The 17,536-nt window shown below is 70.2% G+C and carries 13 protein-coding genes; 4 read left to right on the top strand and 9 right to left on the bottom strand.

The window, feature by feature from the left end; translation table 11 throughout:
• Positions 1-1,233 carry an arginase family protein gene (locus tag CMC5_RS32590; RefSeq protein WP_082362998.1) on the top strand — a complete coding sequence of 411 codons (1,233 nt, stop codon included), beginning with the start codon at positions 1-3 and terminating at the stop codon, positions 1,231-1,233.
• Positions 1,234-1,318: 85 nt separating this feature from the next.
• Here CMC5_RS32590 and CMC5_RS32585 read toward each other — a convergent pair whose 3' ends face one another.
• The 9 genes from CMC5_RS32585 to CMC5_RS32550 all read right to left on the bottom strand — a co-directional run bounded on the left by CMC5_RS32585 (position 1,319) and on the right by CMC5_RS32550 (position 14,732).
• On the bottom strand, positions 1,319-3,226 hold the full coding sequence (locus CMC5_RS32585; RefSeq protein ID WP_050434057.1) for a YcaO-like family protein: 1,908 nt from the start codon (positions 3,224-3,226) through the stop codon (positions 1,319-1,321).
• Positions 3,227-3,233: 7 nt separating this feature from the next.
• The gene (locus tag CMC5_RS32580; protein ID WP_156339032.1) at positions 3,234-4,349 is read right to left on the bottom strand and encodes a hypothetical protein; all 1,116 of its coding nucleotides are present in this window, start codon (positions 4,347-4,349) and stop codon (positions 3,234-3,236) included.
• Positions 4,350-4,357: 8 nt separating this feature from the next.
• The gene (locus CMC5_RS45245) at positions 4,358-5,263 is read right to left on the bottom strand and encodes a JmjC domain-containing protein (protein WP_050434055.1); all 906 of its coding nucleotides are present in this window, start codon (positions 5,261-5,263) and stop codon (positions 4,358-4,360) included.
• 161 nt (positions 5,264-5,424) lie between these two features.
• Positions 5,425-5,562, bottom strand: a complete 138-nt coding sequence (locus CMC5_RS45240) for a hypothetical protein (protein WP_156339031.1) — start codon at positions 5,560-5,562, stop codon at positions 5,425-5,427.
• A gap of 790 nt (positions 5,563-6,352) precedes the next feature.
• Positions 6,353-7,219: a hypothetical protein gene (locus CMC5_RS32570; protein ID WP_050434054.1), complete on the bottom strand. Its 867-nt coding sequence runs from the start codon at positions 7,217-7,219 to the stop codon at positions 6,353-6,355.
• Between the two features lies 1 nt (position 7,220).
• Positions 7,221-8,834: a tetratricopeptide repeat protein gene (locus CMC5_RS32565; RefSeq protein ID WP_050434053.1), complete on the bottom strand. Its 1,614-nt coding sequence runs from the start codon at positions 8,832-8,834 to the stop codon at positions 7,221-7,223.
• Between the two features lie 301 nt (positions 8,835-9,135).
• Positions 9,136-12,273 carry an efflux RND transporter permease subunit gene (locus CMC5_RS32560; protein WP_050434052.1) on the bottom strand — a complete coding sequence of 1,046 codons (3,138 nt, stop codon included), beginning with the start codon at positions 12,271-12,273 and terminating at the stop codon, positions 9,136-9,138.
• 6 nt (positions 12,274-12,279) lie between these two features.
• Positions 12,280-13,464: an efflux RND transporter periplasmic adaptor subunit gene (locus tag CMC5_RS32555; protein ID WP_050434051.1), complete on the bottom strand. Its 1,185-nt coding sequence runs from the start codon at positions 13,462-13,464 to the stop codon at positions 12,280-12,282.
• Between the two features lie 14 nt (positions 13,465-13,478).
• Positions 13,479-14,732 (bottom strand): TolC family protein, encoded by a 1,254-nt coding sequence (locus CMC5_RS32550; RefSeq protein ID WP_050434050.1) that lies wholly within the window; start codon positions 14,730-14,732, stop codon positions 13,479-13,481.
• Positions 14,733-14,793: 61 nt separating this feature from the next.
• Here CMC5_RS32550 and CMC5_RS46180 point away from each other — a divergent pair, with 61 nt between their 5' ends.
• From CMC5_RS46180 to CMC5_RS48730, 3 genes are all read left to right on the top strand, one after another.
• On the top strand, positions 14,794-15,000 hold the full coding sequence (locus CMC5_RS46180) for a hypothetical protein (RefSeq protein WP_050434049.1): 207 nt from the start codon (positions 14,794-14,796) through the stop codon (positions 14,998-15,000).
• A gap of 65 nt (positions 15,001-15,065) precedes the next feature.
• Entirely contained in the window at positions 15,066-15,728 is a 663-nt protein-coding gene (locus CMC5_RS32540; protein WP_050436257.1) for a response regulator transcription factor, read from the top strand.
• Entirely contained in the window at positions 15,725-17,125 is a 1,401-nt protein-coding gene (locus CMC5_RS48730) for a sensor histidine kinase (protein ID WP_050434048.1), read from the top strand. Before CMC5_RS32540 ends, CMC5_RS48730 begins: the two co-directional genes overlap by 4 nt.
• Positions 17,126-17,536 lie beyond the last annotated feature (411 nt).

Here is a 17,536-nt window from a genome sequence, read left to right as displayed (position 1 = left end):
ATGCCGTCTCCGCGCCATGTCGTTCTGCCAGGGCTTCTCTGTCAGCGGGAGGGGCGGGGATACGTGCTGCTCCACGAGCGGCTCGGGTTGCGGATGAAGATCAGCGCGCGTGCTGCTCGTGCGCTGGATTCGTTCCTGGAGCCGTCGCCACTGCCCGATGGCTCGCACCTGACGAAGGCCGCGAAGCGCGATCTCGATGCGCTCCTCGCGGCGCGGGTGCTCGTCCCCGAGTCCGAGGCCGAGGACTGGGACGAGGGGCCGCTCGTCGGTGTCGGGCGTGGGCCTGCGATCGGAGCGCCTGGAGGGCTCGGTGATCTGCAGCGTCGCGTGTCGGCGAGGCGCTTCGTCGTGGTCGGGGCGCCCTCGGAGCAGGGGTCGCACACGGCGTCTGGTGCGCAGCACGGGCCTTCGTTGATCCGTGAGCGCTTCCGCTACTTCGGGGCCTCGTCCGCGGTGGATGCCGGGACGCGGCTGCTCGATGTCGACGGGAGGTGCGTGTACACGTTGCCGCCGTCGCTGGGGACGATCGATGTGGGCGACGTGCGGCGGGTCCCCGGGGAGGGGCTCTCGGCGTTCGGTGCGCGTCTCCAGTTCGTGGTCGACAGGGCAGTGGCCCAGGGCTTCACGCCGATCACGCTGGGCGGGGATCATGCGATCTCCCTGTTCCCGCTGCGCGCGCTGCTGCGCCACCACGCCGCGCTGGGCATCCTCCACTTCGACGCCCACCACGATCACTACCTCGATCCGAGCCAGCCCGGGCCGCTCTCCCATGCGAGCGTCTTCGCGCTGGCGATGCGCGAGGCGGGGGTGCGCAAGCTGGTTCAGCTCGGCCTGCGGACGCTCGACGTGATCCCGGCCGGACACCGGAAGCGGTCGGATCCGCGGATCCACTTCGTGACCGCGCGGGAGCTGTCGCGGCGGTCTCCGCGTGAGGTCTTCGCCAGGCTGCCGCGCGATCTGCCCTGGTACCTGAGCTTCGATGTGGACTGCATGGCGCCGCACCTGGCACGCGAGACCGGCACGCGGGAGCTGGGAGGCATCGCGTACTACCAGGGCCTCGATCTGATCGAGCACGCCGCGCGCCATCTCGACATCGTGGGTGCGGACTTCGTCGAGGTGGCCAGGCGGGACGAGCGCGTCAACCACGCGGCGGAGATCGTCGCGCGGTACGTGCTCGCGCTGCTGCTCGCGAAGCTGCCCCGAGCGCGCATGACCAGCTACCTCTACGCCTAGAGCGCTCGCCGCGGCGCAAGCGAGGCGAGGGGCGATCGGGAGGCCTGGGAGTCCGCGTGCTGGGTGGAGCATGCGTCGGTGCGGCTCAGGTGGGGATCCGGAGGCGGAGCGATGCGCCGAGGAGGGCACGTCCGCCGGCGCTGCGGGAGGCGTGCGCGTGGCAGGTGAGGCCCGGGAGGAGCACCCGGACTGCGGACCAGCCTTCCACGGGGCACGGCAGCGTCGCCACGAGCAGGGGGATCTGCGCCGCCCGCAGGTGATCCTTGATCCGGTCGAGCTGCGCGGTGTCGTCCGCCGCGGGACGAGCCGTCGAAGGGGCGCTCGGCTGGCGATCCAGGTAGGCGATCAGGGAGCGCACCCGGTGCGGGCTGGCCCAGTCGCGAAAGCCGCCGTCCGCGCGCAGTTCGGGGTTGTTTCGCAGGTGCTCGTGCTGGGCGCGGGTCATCAGCGCTTCGAGCAGCGCGCGCTCCGCGGCGTGCGCGACGGTGGTCCCCGAGCCGGTGCCGCGGCTCATGTGGCCTGCCCGGAGGTCGAACAGGAAGGCGTGGACGATGGGCAGGCGGTGCGCTTCGGGGTACTCGAGCAGCCACACCCGCGCGGGCAGGCTGCGTTCGAGGCGCTCCACGAGATGCAGGACGCGCGGCCCGAGGGCGTCACGCTCGCCGCGGAGCTGGATGGCAGGGCGCTGGTGAAGGAGGTGGGGGTAGAGGTTGTTGCGTTCGAGCACCTCGGAGGCGCCGCGCAAGATCGCGCCGTCGCGGCTCGGGTACGCGGCGAGGCCTGCCGTGTCGCTCGCGAAGCGGGGGCGGTTGCGCGGCGCGATGTAGGGGAACGGGACCAGGCACTCGGGCACCCGTGTGGGGCGTCCGGTGAGCTCATCGCTGACGGGGTACCCTGGCAGATCAGGGGCGCCGGCCTGGAGGTGGGCGACGTAGTGCCGATCCTCGCGTGGGTGGAAGGCGCTCAGCGGGTAGGCCGTCGGTGGCGGTGGTTCGGTTGGGAGAAGCAGTCCCGCCTCGGCGGCGGAGAAGCGTTCGACGGCCTCGCCCAGGGCGGTGAGGACGGCGTGGCGACGATCCAGTCCCTTGCCGTTGCAGCCTTCGAGTGCGGCGATCCCGCGGCACGGGGTGGCGCAGGAGGCCATGAAGGCGCCTCCGGGGAGGCGCTCGACCTGAAGATCCGCGAAGAGACCCTTCGACCACTGCTGGCGCTGACGGAGGATGGCGAAGGGTTGCGGAGCGGAGCGCGCCTCCGTCCAGAGGGCGACCTGCCGGTTGGAGGGCAGGAGCACGCAGCGCTGTGGTTCCGTGAGGATGCGACGGATCGCGCGGGCGATGGGGCGGGGGTCGGTCAGGGTCCGATCGAGGAGCGAGAGGGGCCACCCTGCGCGGAAGCCCAGCCGCCGCAGTGCCTGGGTGCTGCCCCGCCGCGAGGTGGCTTCGGTGTATGCGCGCACCTGGGCGACGGACTCGAACAGCGGACCGACCTGGAGTCCCTCCGTCGTCTCGCCGAACCAGAGCACCCGCAGGCCGCGGCGCACGAGGTGTCGGATGGTGGTGAGGGGGGCGCTGGGCTCGACCTGGGCCATCCAGACGACGAGGGTCCCCCTGGCCGCCTGCCGGAGCGCTGCGGCGGTCTCGACGTGGAAGATGCCGTGCTGCGCGCCGAGGGCGTGGGCGAGGTGCGCCGCGGCCAGCCTGCCACGAGGGCCAGGGCTGCTCAGGATCACGCCGTGAAACCCGGCTCGGCGTCTGCGCGTTCGTGGCGCCGAGGGCGAGGGAGCGGCGGGAGGAGAGGGCGTGCTGGGGACGACGAGGCCGAGCTGCCGGAGTGCCTGGAGGTCCGCCTCGCGCATCGACGTGAGCGAGGTGGGCAGCCGGTCGAGGTGGAAGAGGGAGAGGTTCGGTCCGAGGACGAGCCAGCCACCGCCAGGCGCACGGCGCTTCATCATCGCTGGTGAGAGTCGCTCACGGCGGCCGTCGTGCGCGTTCATCGCGACCTCACCCGCGGCGCTCCTGGAGCAGGCCGGCCTGCTCCAGGGCTTCGAGCAAGCCGTTCAGGGCCTCGACCTCGATGCCGAGGGAGAGGCGCGCGTCCTGCTCCCAGAAGCCGGTGCGCTGGGCGAGGATCCAGGCGCAGGCCTGGCCGAAGGTGGCGTCGAGCGTCACCTCGGTGGAGGGGCCGTGTCTGGGGGACAGGGTCAGCAACGACATGTCCGTTCGACCCGGGAGGGGCCGGAAGCGAGCGCGCACCCCCTTGGTGCGGAGAAAGCGGCGCCCCCGGCTCTCCGCGAGCAGACGGTGCGGGTGGAGGTCGCGGAGGGCCGTCGGGAGGGACTGCATCGCGCGGGCGGCAGCGGCGAGCGCCTTCCGCTTGCCAGAGGCGGTGGGGGGCACCAGGGCGGGTGCACGGAGGGCTTCGACCCGGAGCAGCAGCTCGGCGGCGCGCACGAGAACCGGCTCGATCGCCGACTGGACGGGAACCGAGAGGACGAGGGTGAGGGCGCCCTCTGTGGACGCGGTGAGGCGCGCGGTGTTCGTGGGCAGGTAGAGGACCGTGCCGGGCTGTGTCCGCACCTCGGTCGTGCGCTGCTTTCGCGCGCGAGACGGGCTCCGCGCGGCCGCGTCGAGCACGAGGCCGCTCACCGCCCAGCGCTGCTCGCCGTGGAGGTGGACCAGGAACGTGGCTCCGTCCGGCAAGGGGACCTCGGAGGGCAACGAGCTTCCGGTGAGCAGGACGTCGCCGTGCACCTGCGTCGTCGACCCGGCGGTTCCTCGCAGGCTCGCCAGCGCCTGGTTCAGGATCGGGTCGAAGCGTTCGAGCTGCCGCACATAGAGCGAGGCGCCCAGGTGGTGGAGGACGAGCGCTTCCGTGGCCGGGTAAACCGCCGTCGGGGCCACCTGCGGGCGAACGCCGCGGAGCCATGGGCGGGGATAGCAGACCGTCAGGGGAGCGCGGTGCGCGAGGACCAGCGTTTCGGCAGGCCACGCCTCCGCAAGGCCGGAGAGTGGACCGAAGCGTTCGAGGGGGCCGCGCATGACCGCGGCCTCGTGCCCCCAGCAGTCGCGCTCGAACCGCGCCAAGGGGAGAGGAGCGATCAGCCGCCGCAGGCTCAACCAGTCACTCATTGGACCTGGGGACGGCGTCCTGACCGCGCCCGCCGGCCACGTGGGCCGTCCACAAGCTCCTCGGCGCGCAGCGCCGCAATGCGTTCGGCAACGCGCTCCGAGAGACGCGCTGCCTGGACCGGAGTGCCGCCCACCCGCTGAGGAAAGGATGCCCGGAGCCGGCTGGAGAGCACGCCGAGCCAGCTCTTTGGCCAGATCGCCAGGACCACGTGGATCGATTCCTCGAGGGTCTTCGTCTTGTGCCAGCAGCCCGCCGGGAAGTAGAGGGCGCTCCCTTCGTCGACGTCGATGACCCGCGGCTTGCCGGGGAGCCGCTTGGGCCTCGGCGCGGAGCCCCAGGCGATGCGCAAGGCGGGGCTCATCGTGGCGTCCGTATCGATCACGCTGTAGGCCGAGGGGGCGAACTGAATCTGGGTGTTGTCGGAGATCCACCATCGCTTCTTGCCCTTGAGCTGCACGGCGAAATTGATCTCCGGATCGAAATGGGCGACGGCGCCGGCGCCAGGCGCGGAGGCGAAGACGTTGAAGACGCTCTTCTTGTGGACCTCGACGACGCCGAGATCTCGCTCGAGCCGCGCGAGGAGGGGGCGCACCACGGGGAGGAAGCGCTCCACGTTCGGGAAGAAGAGGGTCGCTCCGAGCCGGTGCAGGCGCAGCGCGGACTCGGGCTCGAAGAACGTTCCGTAGAGGCCACGGTGGGCCGCGCTCTTCAGCCACCGCGCCGGCATCCAGACCGGGACGGGCTCATTGTAGACCGCGGCGAGGCGAGACAGGTCGAAGAGCTCCGGGATGGCGAGCAGCTCCGGGAAGCGCGTGAGAGGCCCGCGGTCGAGCTGCGGGTATCGCCAGGCGTCGCCCTCGCGGAAATCGTCCAGGGATGCAGGTCGAATGAGCCGCTCCAATCCTATGGTGTGAACCTCTCTCGAAGGTGGCATCTGGACCCACTCTGCTGGAGACCATTCCCTTGCCGGGTGGTGGCCCGGCGGCCCTGAAACATGCCCGAGAGGCGGGATCGCAATCGTCCCGCCCCCCGGGCAATCACACGAACGGCATTCGCAGGAGATCAGGCCGCGGAATAACCGCGGCTCTGCTGCGCCTTGACGTTCGTCTTGATCGTCAGCTTGCGGACGCTGATCTTCGGCGCCTGCTGGCTCGTCTTCTCGTTCGAGGGCGATTGCGTGTTCTTTGCTTTGTTGGCCATTGCGGATCTCTCCGATCTCACCAGGAGGCACGATTGCCTCTGGATCGATGGAGAGCCTAACGAAGGCAGTTGACCCGTGCGAGCGATTTGGCGGCGCGTACTCATTATGGTGTGACCGGGGCGCACCGCTCTGCCGCGGCATCGTGTTGCCATTGTAAAATGGCGTTTGATGAGATTCGTTTAATCGGGGATGGGCCTCGAAATCGGCCGTGTTGTGCGCTGTATGAAGAGGAGCGCGTATCCATGTCGCGACGCGGCTGTATACGATGTTCACGCGCAGACGGAGGGGTGACTGCGCGATCGGGGCGTCCCACGATGTCGCTGGTCGGGAATGGGCGCGGCAGTCGTGCGTATGAATGCTTGTGTGCTTGCTTCGCGAGCGCCTCTTCCGCGAGCGCCTCTTCCGCGAGCGCATTCTTGCTGGGCGCCATCCGTGTCAGGGAGTGCGGCGCATCTCTTTGCGAGCGGTTTGCGCCGCGAGTGCGTTCTACCAGGCCATCCGGATTTCGGACCGCCGTGGACCCGTGGTCGGCGGAGCACCGTGGACGACGCCCGCGTCATTGGACGCGGCGGTCAAGAGCTCTGAACGAAACCGGACCGAGCCGGCCAAGAGACGAGAGCACGTCAAGGCGTGAGGGCGAAAGCGGCAGCGGAGTGCCCCCTGTCCCGCCCGGGGATGCGCATCGAGCCGATTTCATGCGTCCGGATGAGCGCGAGAGGGACTGGATGACGGAAACCCATGCTCCGCCGCGTGCAGGTGGCGCTGTACTGGCCGGTCGACGCCGTGGCTCTAGCGCCGGCCTTTGCTGCGCTTTCGCGTCCCCTGGACGATGCGCGCGGCGTACCGCTCCGGGGGAGCGCTCGAGGCGAGCACCTTCGCGAGTCGATCCACCTCGGCCTGAGGGAACGTCTCTCGTCGCAGCGCAGTGATGGCCTCGTCCACCACCTGACGCGACTCCGGCCGCTCCACGATCTGAGCCTTCTGCTCCAGCCAGGTGAGGGTCTCCGGGAAGCGCGATGCGAACAGCCCTATCTGCTTCGGCATGCCCTCGCGGAGCTGCCGTACGCCTTGCAGTCGCTCGGCGGCGCGCGGGGACTTGTCGGCCAGCTCGAAGGCCTCGTCGAGGCGCGCGACCACCTCCTGGCCCGCGCTGGAAGGCAGGTGCGCCAGCACCTCGCGATCGGCCAGGGCCGAGAGGGCGACGTGGGCTTGCAGGTAGCCGTCGGTCCAGGCCTGGAGCGTGCGCACGGCGTCCTCTCCGCGCGCACCGAGCAGGGCGCGCAGGGCGTCGGCGACGCCGTCGCGCACCTGCTTCCGCGCGTCCTCGCCGAGGCGCTGGAGCAGCTCTCCCGCGTCGGCCTTGCCCTCGCCCATGCGGGCGGCGTAGCCGTGGGCGACGACCATGAGCAGGAACTCCTGCCTCTCGTCGGCCTCCATCGCGTGCAAGAGGTCGACGCCTCGGCCTCCAGCGCGGGCGATGCTCTGGCCCATGGCGCGGGCGAGATCCAGGTTGGGGCGCGGGCCGGGCATGCCGGACGAGCGCGTGAGCTGATCGAAGAGCTCGGCGGGCTCGCCGTCCAGTGCCTTCGCGAGGGCCGCTTCCAGCCGCTCGCTGCGCAGTCCGGCGGAAGGTGCCGATTTCGTACGGATGGCCATCTCAGAATCCGATCGCCACGCCCAGCTCGGGCGCGACCAGCAAGGTCACCACGGGGAAGGTCAGGCCCGTGCGCACGGCGACGTTGAGCGCCAGCCCGGGGGCAGGCTCGTATTTGATCCCGGCGCCTGCCGTCAAGAACCCGAGGCCGGCCTGCTTGGTCGCCCGCAAGGTCTGGAGGCGCTCCTCGACGACGCCGCTGCCGCCCGACGGCCTGGTGCATGGGCTGCTGGCGTCGGCCGGGTTCGCTCCGCAGGCGGTCGCCTCTTCGTAGGTCTGGACGTCGACGTGGCTGTCGACCTGGGCGAGGCCCGTCGAGAGCAGCACGTAAGGCGCCACGCCGACGCCCTTCAGCGCGCGCGGGAGGAGGTAGTACTGCCCACGGGCCTCGAGGTGGACCGGCATGAAGGAGGCGCCGCCGTCGCTGTTGCCCAGGAACGCGAAGCCGACGCGGGCACCGACGCTCACGTTCTCCAGCAGCATCCGCTCGTAGCCGAGCGCGAGCCGGAGCGTGCCCAGCGCGAAGCCGGGGTTCACGTTGTTCGCCACGTCGTCCATCGGCACGCCGTCGTAGCGGGAGCCGTCCTTGCGGAGGCACACGTAGTTCTGCTCGGCCTGGCCTTGCGTGGAGCAGACGCCTTCGCCCGAGAAGAGCGACACGTCGGGGCCGAACGAGATGGAGAACCAGTTCCGGCGGAAGTCGTCCTTGGGAGGCGGCGGAGGCAGGGGCACGCAGGCACCGGCCGAGCACTGAAAGCCCTGGTTGCACTGGCGGTCGTCGAGGCACTGCGAGGGCTTCTCGGCCTCCACCTCGCCGCAGATCTGGGGCGGTGCGAACTCGGGCCAGCTCGGAGGCGGCGTGGTGATCGCCTTCTTCATCGCGGTGGAGAGCGGGGCCTCGCGTGTGCCCGCGGTGGCGACGATGGCGCCGTCCTTGTCGGTCGCGACCAGGTAGTACCGGACCGTCCCTTCGGTGGTCAGCTCGGCGCAGGGGATGTTGATGCCGAAGCCGCGGTCGCGCAGCTTCTTCATCACGAGCGGCTTGTATGCCTGCCCTCCGGGCGCCTGGTACGAGAGGGTGATCTGCTGGGCGCGCGCGAGCAGGTCTTCACGGATCTCGGCGAAGACGGGGATGGGGGTGTTGAGCTGCTGCTCCGGGATGGGTTTCACCTCGAGGCCGGAGCGCGTGCCGGCGCGGGTGAGGGCGCTGCGTGCCTGCTCGTAGGCGAACGAGACGGCCGTGGAGTTCAGGTCGGCGTCGGGTCGGGCGTTCGGGTCGAGCTGGAGCGCCTCGGAGAACGCGTCCCGCGCGTCCTCGAACTCCTTCATGCCGTGGGCGAGCACCGTGCCGAGGGAGACGTAGAGCCGCGCCTTGACCTTCTTCGAGCAGCCGGTCTCTCCGCAGGCCTCGATCGCGGCCGACAGCTTCTGCTGCGCCTTGTCGAAGCGGGTCTCGAGGAAGTCTCCCTCCATCGCGGACTGGATGGCCTTCTCCGCCTGGGCATCCTTGGCGCCAGCAGTCTCCTGCGCGAGCGCCGAGAGAGGCCCCAGGGCCACTCCAGCGAGGGCAGTGAACAGGGCACACGTCACGCGGGCGAGGAGGGGGGCACGTAGCATGGGGGCGCGCACTGTAACTCACCCCGTGGTCCGGTCGAAAGGAGGGGCGAGGGTCCGAGCGTGAGCGTCCCGCGCGTGGAGGAGGCGCATCGCGCGTGGAGGAGGCGCATCGCGCGTGGAGGAGGCGCATCGCGCGTGGAGGAGGCGCATCGCGCGTGGAGAGGGCAGGGGAGTAGCACGCCGTGAAGCGGTTTGCGCGCCTCGCGTGACGCGGAGCGGCGGGGCTTGCTGGGGATGGTTCGTCGGCGGTGCGGTGGTGGGCGGCGAGAGGCGGCGGGGACACCTGCCCCCGCCGTGTGGATCACGACGCCTTGTCGGCCGCGGCGGCGTCGACGCTCACGCCCAGGAGGCGTGCCCTCGCCTGGATCATGAGCTGGTACATGACCGGGAGGACGACGAGCGTCAGGATCGCGGCCGAGACCGTGCCGCCGACGATCACCACGGCGATGGGGCGCTGGGTCTCCGCGCCCATGGCCTTGGAGAAGGCGGCAGGGACGAGGCCGAGCGCGGCGAGGGCCGCGGTCATGAGGACGGGGCGGAGGCGGTCCTTGGCTCCCTGGAGGATGGCCTCGCGCAGCGGGGCCCCCTTCGCGCGGAGGTCGTCGACCGCGGAGAGCACGAGTACCCCGTTCAGCGAGGCCTGCCCGACGAGCGCGATGAACCCGACGGCCGCCGCGATCGACATGGGCATGTCGAAGATCCAGAGGCCGAGCGCTCCGCCCACGAGCGCGAACGGGACGTTGAGCAGGACGAGCAGGGCGAGCTGGATCGACCCGAAGGCGTTGAACAGGAGGCCGAGGGTGATGACGAGCGCGACGGGGACGACGACGAGGAGACGGTTCATGGCGCGCTCCTTCGACTCGAACTCCCCGCCCCACTCCACGCTCATGCCCGGCTGGAGCTTCACCTTCTGCTCCACCGCGGCGCGCGCGTCCTCCACGAACGAGCCGAGGTCACGTCCGCGCACGTTCATGCGCACGCCGATGTAGCGTTGCCCGTTCTCGCGGTTGATGGAGGCTCGGCCGTAGCCGACCTTCACCTCGGCGAGCGACGAGAGGGGGACCAGGCCGCCCTGGGGCGTCGGTACCCGCAGCCCGGCGACGCTCTCGAGCGTGTCGCGCGAGGCCTGGGGTAGCCTCAGCACCACGTCGAAGGAGCGGTCTTGCTCCCACAGCGTGCCGACGGCCTTCCCGCCGAGCGCCGTGGACAGGAAGCTCTGCAGGTCGTCCATGGTGAGGTCGAACCGGCCGAGCGCCTGCCGGTTCGGGAGCACCTGGATCTGGGGGACCTCGCCGCTCTTCACGATGCCGAGATCGGCGACGCCATGCACGTCGGCGATGGCCGCTTTCGCCGCCTCCGCCGTGGTCTGGAGCATCTGCAGGTCGTCGCCGAAGATCTTCAGCGCGATCTGTCCGACCTGACCCGAGATGTTCTCGTTCACGTTGTCGCGGATCGGCTGGGAGAAGTTGACCTCGATGCCGGGGATGGCCTCGAAGGTGGCGCTCATCTTGTCGATCAGCGCCCCGAGCGTGGGTGTGTCCGCCGGCCATTCGCTGGCGGGCCGGAGCTTGACGAAGAACTCGAGGTTGTTCGCCATCTTCGGGTCGGTGCCGTCCTCCGGCCTCCCGAGCTGGCTGACGCGGGCCTCCACCTGCGGGAAGCTGTCGACGACCTCGGCGAGGGTCGGGACCAGCCGGCGGCCTTCGTTGAGCGCGGTGTTCGAGGGCAGGGTGAAGGTGATGTAGAGAGCGCCTTCGTTGAGTTCCGGGAGGAACTCGCTGCCCCGGTTGGCGAGGATGACGCCGGCGCCTCCCAGCGACATGAGCGCCGCGAACAGGACCAGCGCGGGCCGTTTCAAGGCGCCCTTCAAGACCGGCATGTAGGCCCGCACGGCCCAGATGAGCACCGGCGAGTCGCGGTGCGGGCGCGGCTTGCGGTAGGCGAAGGTCGCCAGCACCGGGACGAGGGTGATCGAGAAGGCGAGGCTCCCGAGCAGCGCCGCGACGACGGTGTGCGCCATCGGGCTGAACATGCGCCCCTCGACGCGCTGGAGCAGGAAGATGGGCAGGTAGGCCGCGATGATGATGAGCAGCGAGAAGACGGTGGGCCGCGCGACGTCGCTCACTGCGCGGGTGACGCGCTCGGAGACGGTGGTCGGGGTCGTCGCCTCCGCGCCGTGGGCTCCTCCGTGCGCGGCCTGCGCCATGCGGAAGGTGATGGCCTCGATGATGACCACGGCGCCGTCGACGATGATGCCGAAGTCGACGGAGCCCATCGAGATGAGGTTCGCCGCCATCCCCCGCGAGCGCAGGTAGATGAACGCGGTGAACAGGGACAGCGGGATGATCGCTGCGACGATCAGCGCCGCCCGGATGTCGAGCAGGAACACGAAGAGGACGAAGGTGACGAGCAGCGCACCCTCGGCCAGGTTGCGTCCGACGGTCTTGAGGGTGCTGGAGACCAGCTCGGTGCGGTCGTAGAACGTCCAGATCTCGGTGCCCGCGGGGAGTACCTGCTTGTTGATCTCGTCGATCTTGGCGCGGACGCGCTCCAGCACTTCGCTCGGGTTCTCACCGAGGCGCATGAGGATGATGCCCTCGACCGCGTCCTGGTTGTCACTCCGGCCCACGATGCCCTGGCGGGGCATCCAGCCGTTCTGCACGCTGGCCACGTCCTTGAGCAGGATCGGGGTCCCATCACGGGTGGCGACGGCGACGGTCCCGATGTCGGGCACGTCGCGGAAGAGGCCCTCGCTGCGGATGATGAGCTGCTCGGTGCCGCGCTCCACGATGCCACCGGAGGCGTTCTTGGAGGCCTCCCTGAGCGCGTCCTCCAGGTCGGCCATGGTCAGGCCGCGCGCCGCCATCGCGACGCGGTCGGGACGCACCTCGATCTCGCGCACCAGGCCGCCGTAGCTCACCACGTCGGCCACGCCCTCCACGCGGAGCAGGCGGGGGGCGACCACCCAGTCCTGGAGCGTGCGCAGCTCCAGCGGATCGTCACGCTCGGCACGCAGGGTGTAGCGGTAGATCTCGCCGATGGGCGTCGAGAACGAGCCCAGCTCGGGCTTCACCCCGTCGGGCATGTCGACGTTCGAGAGCCGCTCCAGCGTCTGGGCGCGGGCGAAGATCGGGTCCACGCCGTCGCGGAAGGTCAGGGTGATGAACGAGAGGCCGAACAGGTTGATCGCGCGGGTTCGGAACAGGCCGGGCATGCCGTTGACGGCCCGCTCGATCGGGATCGATACCTGCCGCTCCATCTCCTCGGCGGGCTGGCCGGCATTGATGGTGATGATGTTGACCTGCGTGTCCGTCGGATCGGGAAACGACTCGATGGTGAGCCCGCTGAAGGCCCAGATGCCCCAGAGCACGGTGATGATGGTCGCGACGATGACGGCCATCCGGTGCCGCACCGCGGCGGCGATGATCGCTTCGAACACTGGGGGCTATCCTTCGATGTTGAGCGCGTTCAGGAGGAGGAGGGCGCCGGTGGTGACGACGCGCTCGCCGGCGCTGAGGCCGGCCACGACCTCCACCTTGTCGCGGCCCTGGCGGCCGAGGCGCACCTCGCGCCGCTTGAGGACGCCGGACTCGTGCTCGACGAAGACGACGGAGAGGGCGCCGTCGCTGACCACCGCCGCCGCAGGGACCTGGACGATGGCCGTCTGGTCCTGGGGCTCGAAGGTGAGATCGACGTAGGCGTTCGGGCGGAGCGTGCGGTTCTTGTTCTCCACGAGGACGCGGATCGGCACCGTCTGGCGGCTGGGATCGACGACCTCGGAGACGGTCTCCACCTTGCCGAGGACCACCGTGTCACCGCGGCCGGGGATGGTGATGCGCGCCGTCATGCCGGCCGCGAGGGGCATGGTGCTGTTCTGGGAGAGATCGCCGAGGGCGAGGACCTGATCGAGGTCGGCCACGGTGACGATGGGCCGGTCCCGGTTGGGGCCGACCTCGGAGCCGGGCGTCGCGTTCAGCTCGACGATGGTGCCGGACCGGGTGGCGAGCACCCAGTACATCGTGTCGCCCTGCTGCGAGACGGAGAGCGAGCGGATCCGGGCCCCCGCGGCGTGGGCGGCGAGCTTGGCCTCGGCCAGCTCGCTCTGCGCGACGAGCAGATCGTTCTGCGAGGCGGCCCGCGTCTCGGCCAGCTTTTCGAGGCGATCGACGACGGCCTGCTTGGTGCGGATGGCCAGGCTGGCGGCCTGGAGTTCGTGCTGCAGCGAAGCCAGGTCGGCCGTGCGCACGAGGACCAGCTTGTCACCCTGTTTCACCTGATCGCCCAGCCGCGCCCGGATCTCGACGACGCGCCCTTCGAGGGGGGCGAAGCTCGGCGCGGTCAAGGTCTCCACCGTGGTGATCCGCGCGGTGACCGGCGGCGGGACCAGCGGCGCCCCCATCTCGGCCTCGGTCGTCTCGAAGCGCACCGGCTGCGGCGCCCCCGGCTTCATGCGCACCCCGTCCTGCTCGAGCGCGTACGCCGCAGGCGTGGCGTCGGCCGAGGATTTGGCGCAAGCGCCGAGCACCAGGCTCTGTGCAGCGACGAGGAGCACCCCCGCGATGCGGTGCCTCGTGGCGCGGCGGCGTGCGCTGTCCGCGCTGGCGTTGCGGTGGGATGTACGGCGGTTCATGTCCTGGGGTTCCTTCACGGGGTTCTGGGAGAAGCGGCGGGGGGGGACGAAGCGGTGACGGTGGGCAGCTCGGCGGAGAGCTCCAGCGCAGCGTCGAAGGCGTCGGCGAAGCTGTCGGCCTCCTCGACGAGGAGCTCACCGACGGTGCGCCGGGCCTGGATCGCGTCCGAGAGGGGCAAGAGCCGCCCATCCACGGCGCGCTCGACGTTGCGCAGGACCTCCAGGGCGCGGGGCATGATGCGCGTCGAGAGCGCCTCCTGGCGCTCGCGCTGGGCCTTGAGCCGGGCCGACAGCGTGGGGATCTTCGCGCGCGCGGCCTGGACCGCCTTGGTGCGCTGGGCGCTGAAGCGGCTGCGCTTGGCTTCTGCCGCGCGCGCCTGCGCCTGGCCGTGATCGAAGAACGGCAGCGGCAAGCTCACGGAGAGGTTGAACGAGTTCATGTGGTTTCCCGACTCGAGGAAGCGGTCGTGGACGTAGCCGAAGCGCACGGTGGGGTCGGGGATGGCCTGCGCCCTGGCGAGATCGGCCTCTGCGCTCGCGGCCTTGCTGTAGGCGTCGAGGGCGCGCAGATCGGGGCGCTCTTCGAGGCGCTCGGGGATGGCGACGCGGGCGACGCGCTCGATCCAGCCCGTGAGGAAGCCTCGCGCCTCGTCCTCGCTGCGGAACCCCTGGCAAGGCATGCCCACCAGCGAGGCGCAGGCCGCGAGCGCGTAGGTCCTGTCGCTCTCTGCCGAGAGGACGACCTGCTCGGAGCGGCTCACCTCGATCCGCAGCCGATCGACGTCGAGCGGTGTCCCGAAGGTCGACGCGAGTCGCTCCTCGGCGATGGCGATCGAGCGGTTGCCGCTGGTCACGATGTCGCGCACGCCCACCAGCCGCAGCGTGGAGGTCGCGACGACGCCGAGCAGACGCGCGAGGGCGATGGCTTGCTCACGGGTCTCGCTCTCGACGCTGGCGCGCGCCGCGCGCTCCATGGCCGTGGCTTGCTCGATGCGGGGCCCGCGCTTCCCGAGGGGGAACGTGTAACTGAGGCCGACGCCGTAGTTCGGCACGTTCGCGAACGGCCTCCGGAGGCCGGGCGGGTTGGTCTCACCGACCGGGATCGTGTCCCAGGTCGCGTCGAGCGTGGGGTTGCCGAAGAGGCGGCTCTGAGCGACCTCGGCAGCGGCGAGGTCCGCTTCGAGCTGAGCCGTCTCGATGGAGGCGTTGCGCTGCGCGACGAGGCGGGTCAGCGCCGCCAGATCGAGCGTCGCGGCAGGAACGAACATGTCGCCGTGGCCACCAGGCGCGTCGCTACCGCCCCGCCCAGTCGAGCTGGCGGTGTCTTGCGTGGCGGTCGAGCGGCCGGCCGATGATGCTGATGATGAGGAGGTAGGAGCGGGGTCGGCAGCGAAAGAGCGCGCAGGGGTGAAGAAGGACGTGGCGAAGATGATGGAAAGGGCGGCGCGCGAGAGGGGCGAGCGCGACGACTGTGGTCTCGAAACCATCGGCTGCAACGTACCGAGGGGGGACAGGGTGAGCATGAAGCGAAGATGAAGATTCCTTCATCGATGCCTCGCTGCCCCCGCGCGCTGCGCGCGTCGGATCGTATAGTGTTCGGTGTGAAGGTCCTGGTCGTCGAGGACAACAAGAAGCTCGCGCGCTTCCTGAAGCGGGCGCTCCTGGAAGAGGGTTACGTCGTCGACGAGGTCGCCGACGGACACACCGCCATCGAGCAGCTCCAGGCCATCGCGTACGATCTGGTGCTCCTCGACTGGATGCTGCCCGAGATGGATGGCCTCGCGGTGTGCAGGACGGCTCGCGCGCGCGGCATCCGTGTGCCCATCCTGATGCTGACCGCGCGTGGCGAGGTGGGGGAGCGCATTGCCGGCCTCGACGCTGGTGCGGACGACTACCTCACGAAGCCCTTCGATCTGGGGGAGCTTCTCGCGCGGGTCCGGGCGTTGGGGCGCCGCGCCGGGGCGTCCGAGCTCGTGCTCAGGGTGGGGCCACTCCTCGTCGATCGCGCCGAGCGGCGTGTGTTGCTCGACGGCAAGCGGCTCGAGCTGACGCCGCGCGAGCTCGCGCTCATCACCTACCTCGCGCGTGAATCGGGGCGGGTGGTCCCGCGGACGGAGCTACTGACGAAGGTGTGGGAGACGGCGTTCGACCCGGGCTCGAACGTGGTCGAGGCGCACGTGAAGAACCTGCGGGAGAAGCTCGGTAGCCACGCGTCGATGATCGAGACCGTCCGGGGGGTGGGCTACAAGCTGGTGTCTCCGTGAAGCTACAGACCCGGGTGATGTTGACGGTGACAGCCGTCACCGCGCTGGCGCTTCTCGCTTCGTTCGTGACGGTGGCGCTCCTCGTGAGGCGCGACGAGCTGGGAGATCTCGATCGCGCGCTGCTGATCCAGGCCCATACGGCGGCGGAGCTGGCGCTGGTGCGCTCTCCTTCGCGACCGAGCGTGACCGAGGGGCACGCGGTGGTGCCCGAGTCCCTCGGCCTGACCGCGCGATACATGGCGACGTACGAGGCGGATGGCTCCTTGCTCTCGGCGACGCGGAGCTTCGGTGGTGGCCCACCCCGCTTCAGCGAGCTGGGGATCACGCCGCCACTCCCGGAGGAGGGAGTGGCCGTGGATCTCTCGGTGGGCGAGGTGGCGCTCCGAGGCGTGGTGCTGCCCCTGGGGACGGCGGGGCAGTCGCTCCTCTACGCGGCGTCCCGGGGGACGGTGGACGAAGACACGCGCTTCATCGGCCGCGCCGCGAGCGTGATCTTCGTCGCCGCCATGGTCTTCACGGCGCTCGTCGCGCGGTGGCTGAGCGCGAGGCTCGCGAGCGACGTGCAGTCGATCGCGCAGGTGGCCCGTGCGGTGGCGCAGGGCGATCTCGGCGCGCGGGTGGGCCCAGGGGTGCGGAGCTCGGCGGAGACCCGGATCCTTGCCGAAGACATGGACCACATGATCGGTCGCCTCGGCGCGCTGGTCGCAGCGCAACAGATGTTCGTGTCCCACGCCGCGCACGAGCTGCGCTCCCCGCTCGCGACGATCCGTGGGGAGCTCCAGCTCGCACTCCGGAGGCCTCGCGAGCCCGCGGAGTACCGTGATGCCATCGAGGAGGCGCTCACCGACGTCGAAGCGCTGGGGACGCTGGCCGAAGATCTCCTGGTGCTCGCGCGGGTCCCACCCGGAGGTCAGGGGGGGACCGCTTCGGAGACGGTCTCGGTGGCCGAAGTCATGGACGAAGCGCTCCGGATGGCGCGCGGGAAGGCGGACGAGCGAGGCGTGTCCCTGGTGGAGACGACACCGGAGGCTCCGGAGCTGGCCATCCTGGTGCGCGGCACACGGTGGAAAACGGCCCGCGCCCTGCGGAACCTGGTCGACAACGCGGTGGTCCACACGGTCGAAGGCGGCAAGGTCGAGGTGCACGTGGAGGCCTGCGGTGAGCGGGTGCGTATCCTGGTCAGCGACGAGGGACCTGGGGTCGCCTCCGGCGATCGCGCGAACATCTTCGAGCCGTTCTACCGAGGACCGAAGGAGCAGTCCGGGGAGCACGATGGCGCCGGCCTGGGTTTGACCATCGCGCGGGGGATCGCTCGCGCTTGCGGGGGAGACGTGCTGCTGGACGAGAATGCCGAGCGTGGGGCGCGGTTCATCCTCGATCTGCCCGTCGCCAGCTGATGAGGCTCGTGGTCGTCGGCTCCATCCGAGGACGAGGTTGCCGTCGCTGAGGAGGGAGTCAGGAACGCCTTGGGTGGAGAGATCCGCTTGCGGTGGAGGCAGTAGACAAAGCAAAGATATCCACAGCTTTTCACCAGCTTGTGGATTCCGGACTCGGTGTCTTTTTTCTCACCGTCGTCTGCGACGGTGAGGGCTGCGTTGCGTCTGAGCGCAGACCGCGTTCAGGCGTGCCGCGGGGGGGCGGGACGGTCGCCCATCCGCTCCTGACGTGCAACAGGAAATCGACGGGAGCGTGACGGGCTGACGTGTCGCGACGTCTCGAAGGGGGCGAGCGTGCGGACTGTCGTCTGGGCTGAGCTGTCGTCGTTTAGGCCTCGCCGCGAAGACCTCGGCCGTCGTCGGCGAGGGTTG

Source organism: Chondromyces crocatus, from assembly GCF_001189295.1.
Taxonomy (GTDB): domain Bacteria; phylum Myxococcota_A; class Polyangia; order Polyangiales; family Polyangiaceae; genus Chondromyces; species Chondromyces crocatus.
The sequence above is the reverse complement of the archived record's forward strand: the minus strand, read 5'-3'. Positions and strand labels throughout refer to the sequence as shown.

Excerpts from the sequence above, each read along its gene's own strand:
- CMC5_RS32590 (WP_082362998.1), top strand. The coding sequence starts at position 1 with ATGCCGTCTCCGCGCCATGTCGTTCTGCCAGGGCTTCTCTGTCAGCGG.
- CMC5_RS32585 (WP_050434057.1), bottom strand. The coding sequence starts at position 3,226 with ATGAACGCGCACGACGGCCGCCGTGAGCGACTCTCACCAGCGATGATG.
- CMC5_RS45240 (WP_156339031.1), bottom strand. The coding sequence starts at position 5,562 with ATGGCCAACAAAGCAAAGAACACGCAATCGCCCTCGAACGAGAAGACG.
- CMC5_RS32570 (WP_050434054.1), bottom strand. The coding sequence starts at position 7,219 with ATGGCCATCCGTACGAAATCGGCACCTTCCGCCGGACTGCGCAGCGAG.
- CMC5_RS32565 (WP_050434053.1), bottom strand. The coding sequence starts at position 8,834 with ATGCTACGTGCCCCCCTCCTCGCCCGCGTGACGTGTGCCCTGTTCACT.
- CMC5_RS32555 (WP_050434051.1), bottom strand. The coding sequence starts at position 13,464 with ATGAACCGCCGTACATCCCACCGCAACGCCAGCGCGGACAGCGCACGC.
- CMC5_RS32550 (WP_050434050.1), bottom strand. The coding sequence starts at position 14,732 with ATGTTCGTTCCTGCCGCGACGCTCGATCTGGCGGCGCTGACCCGCCTC.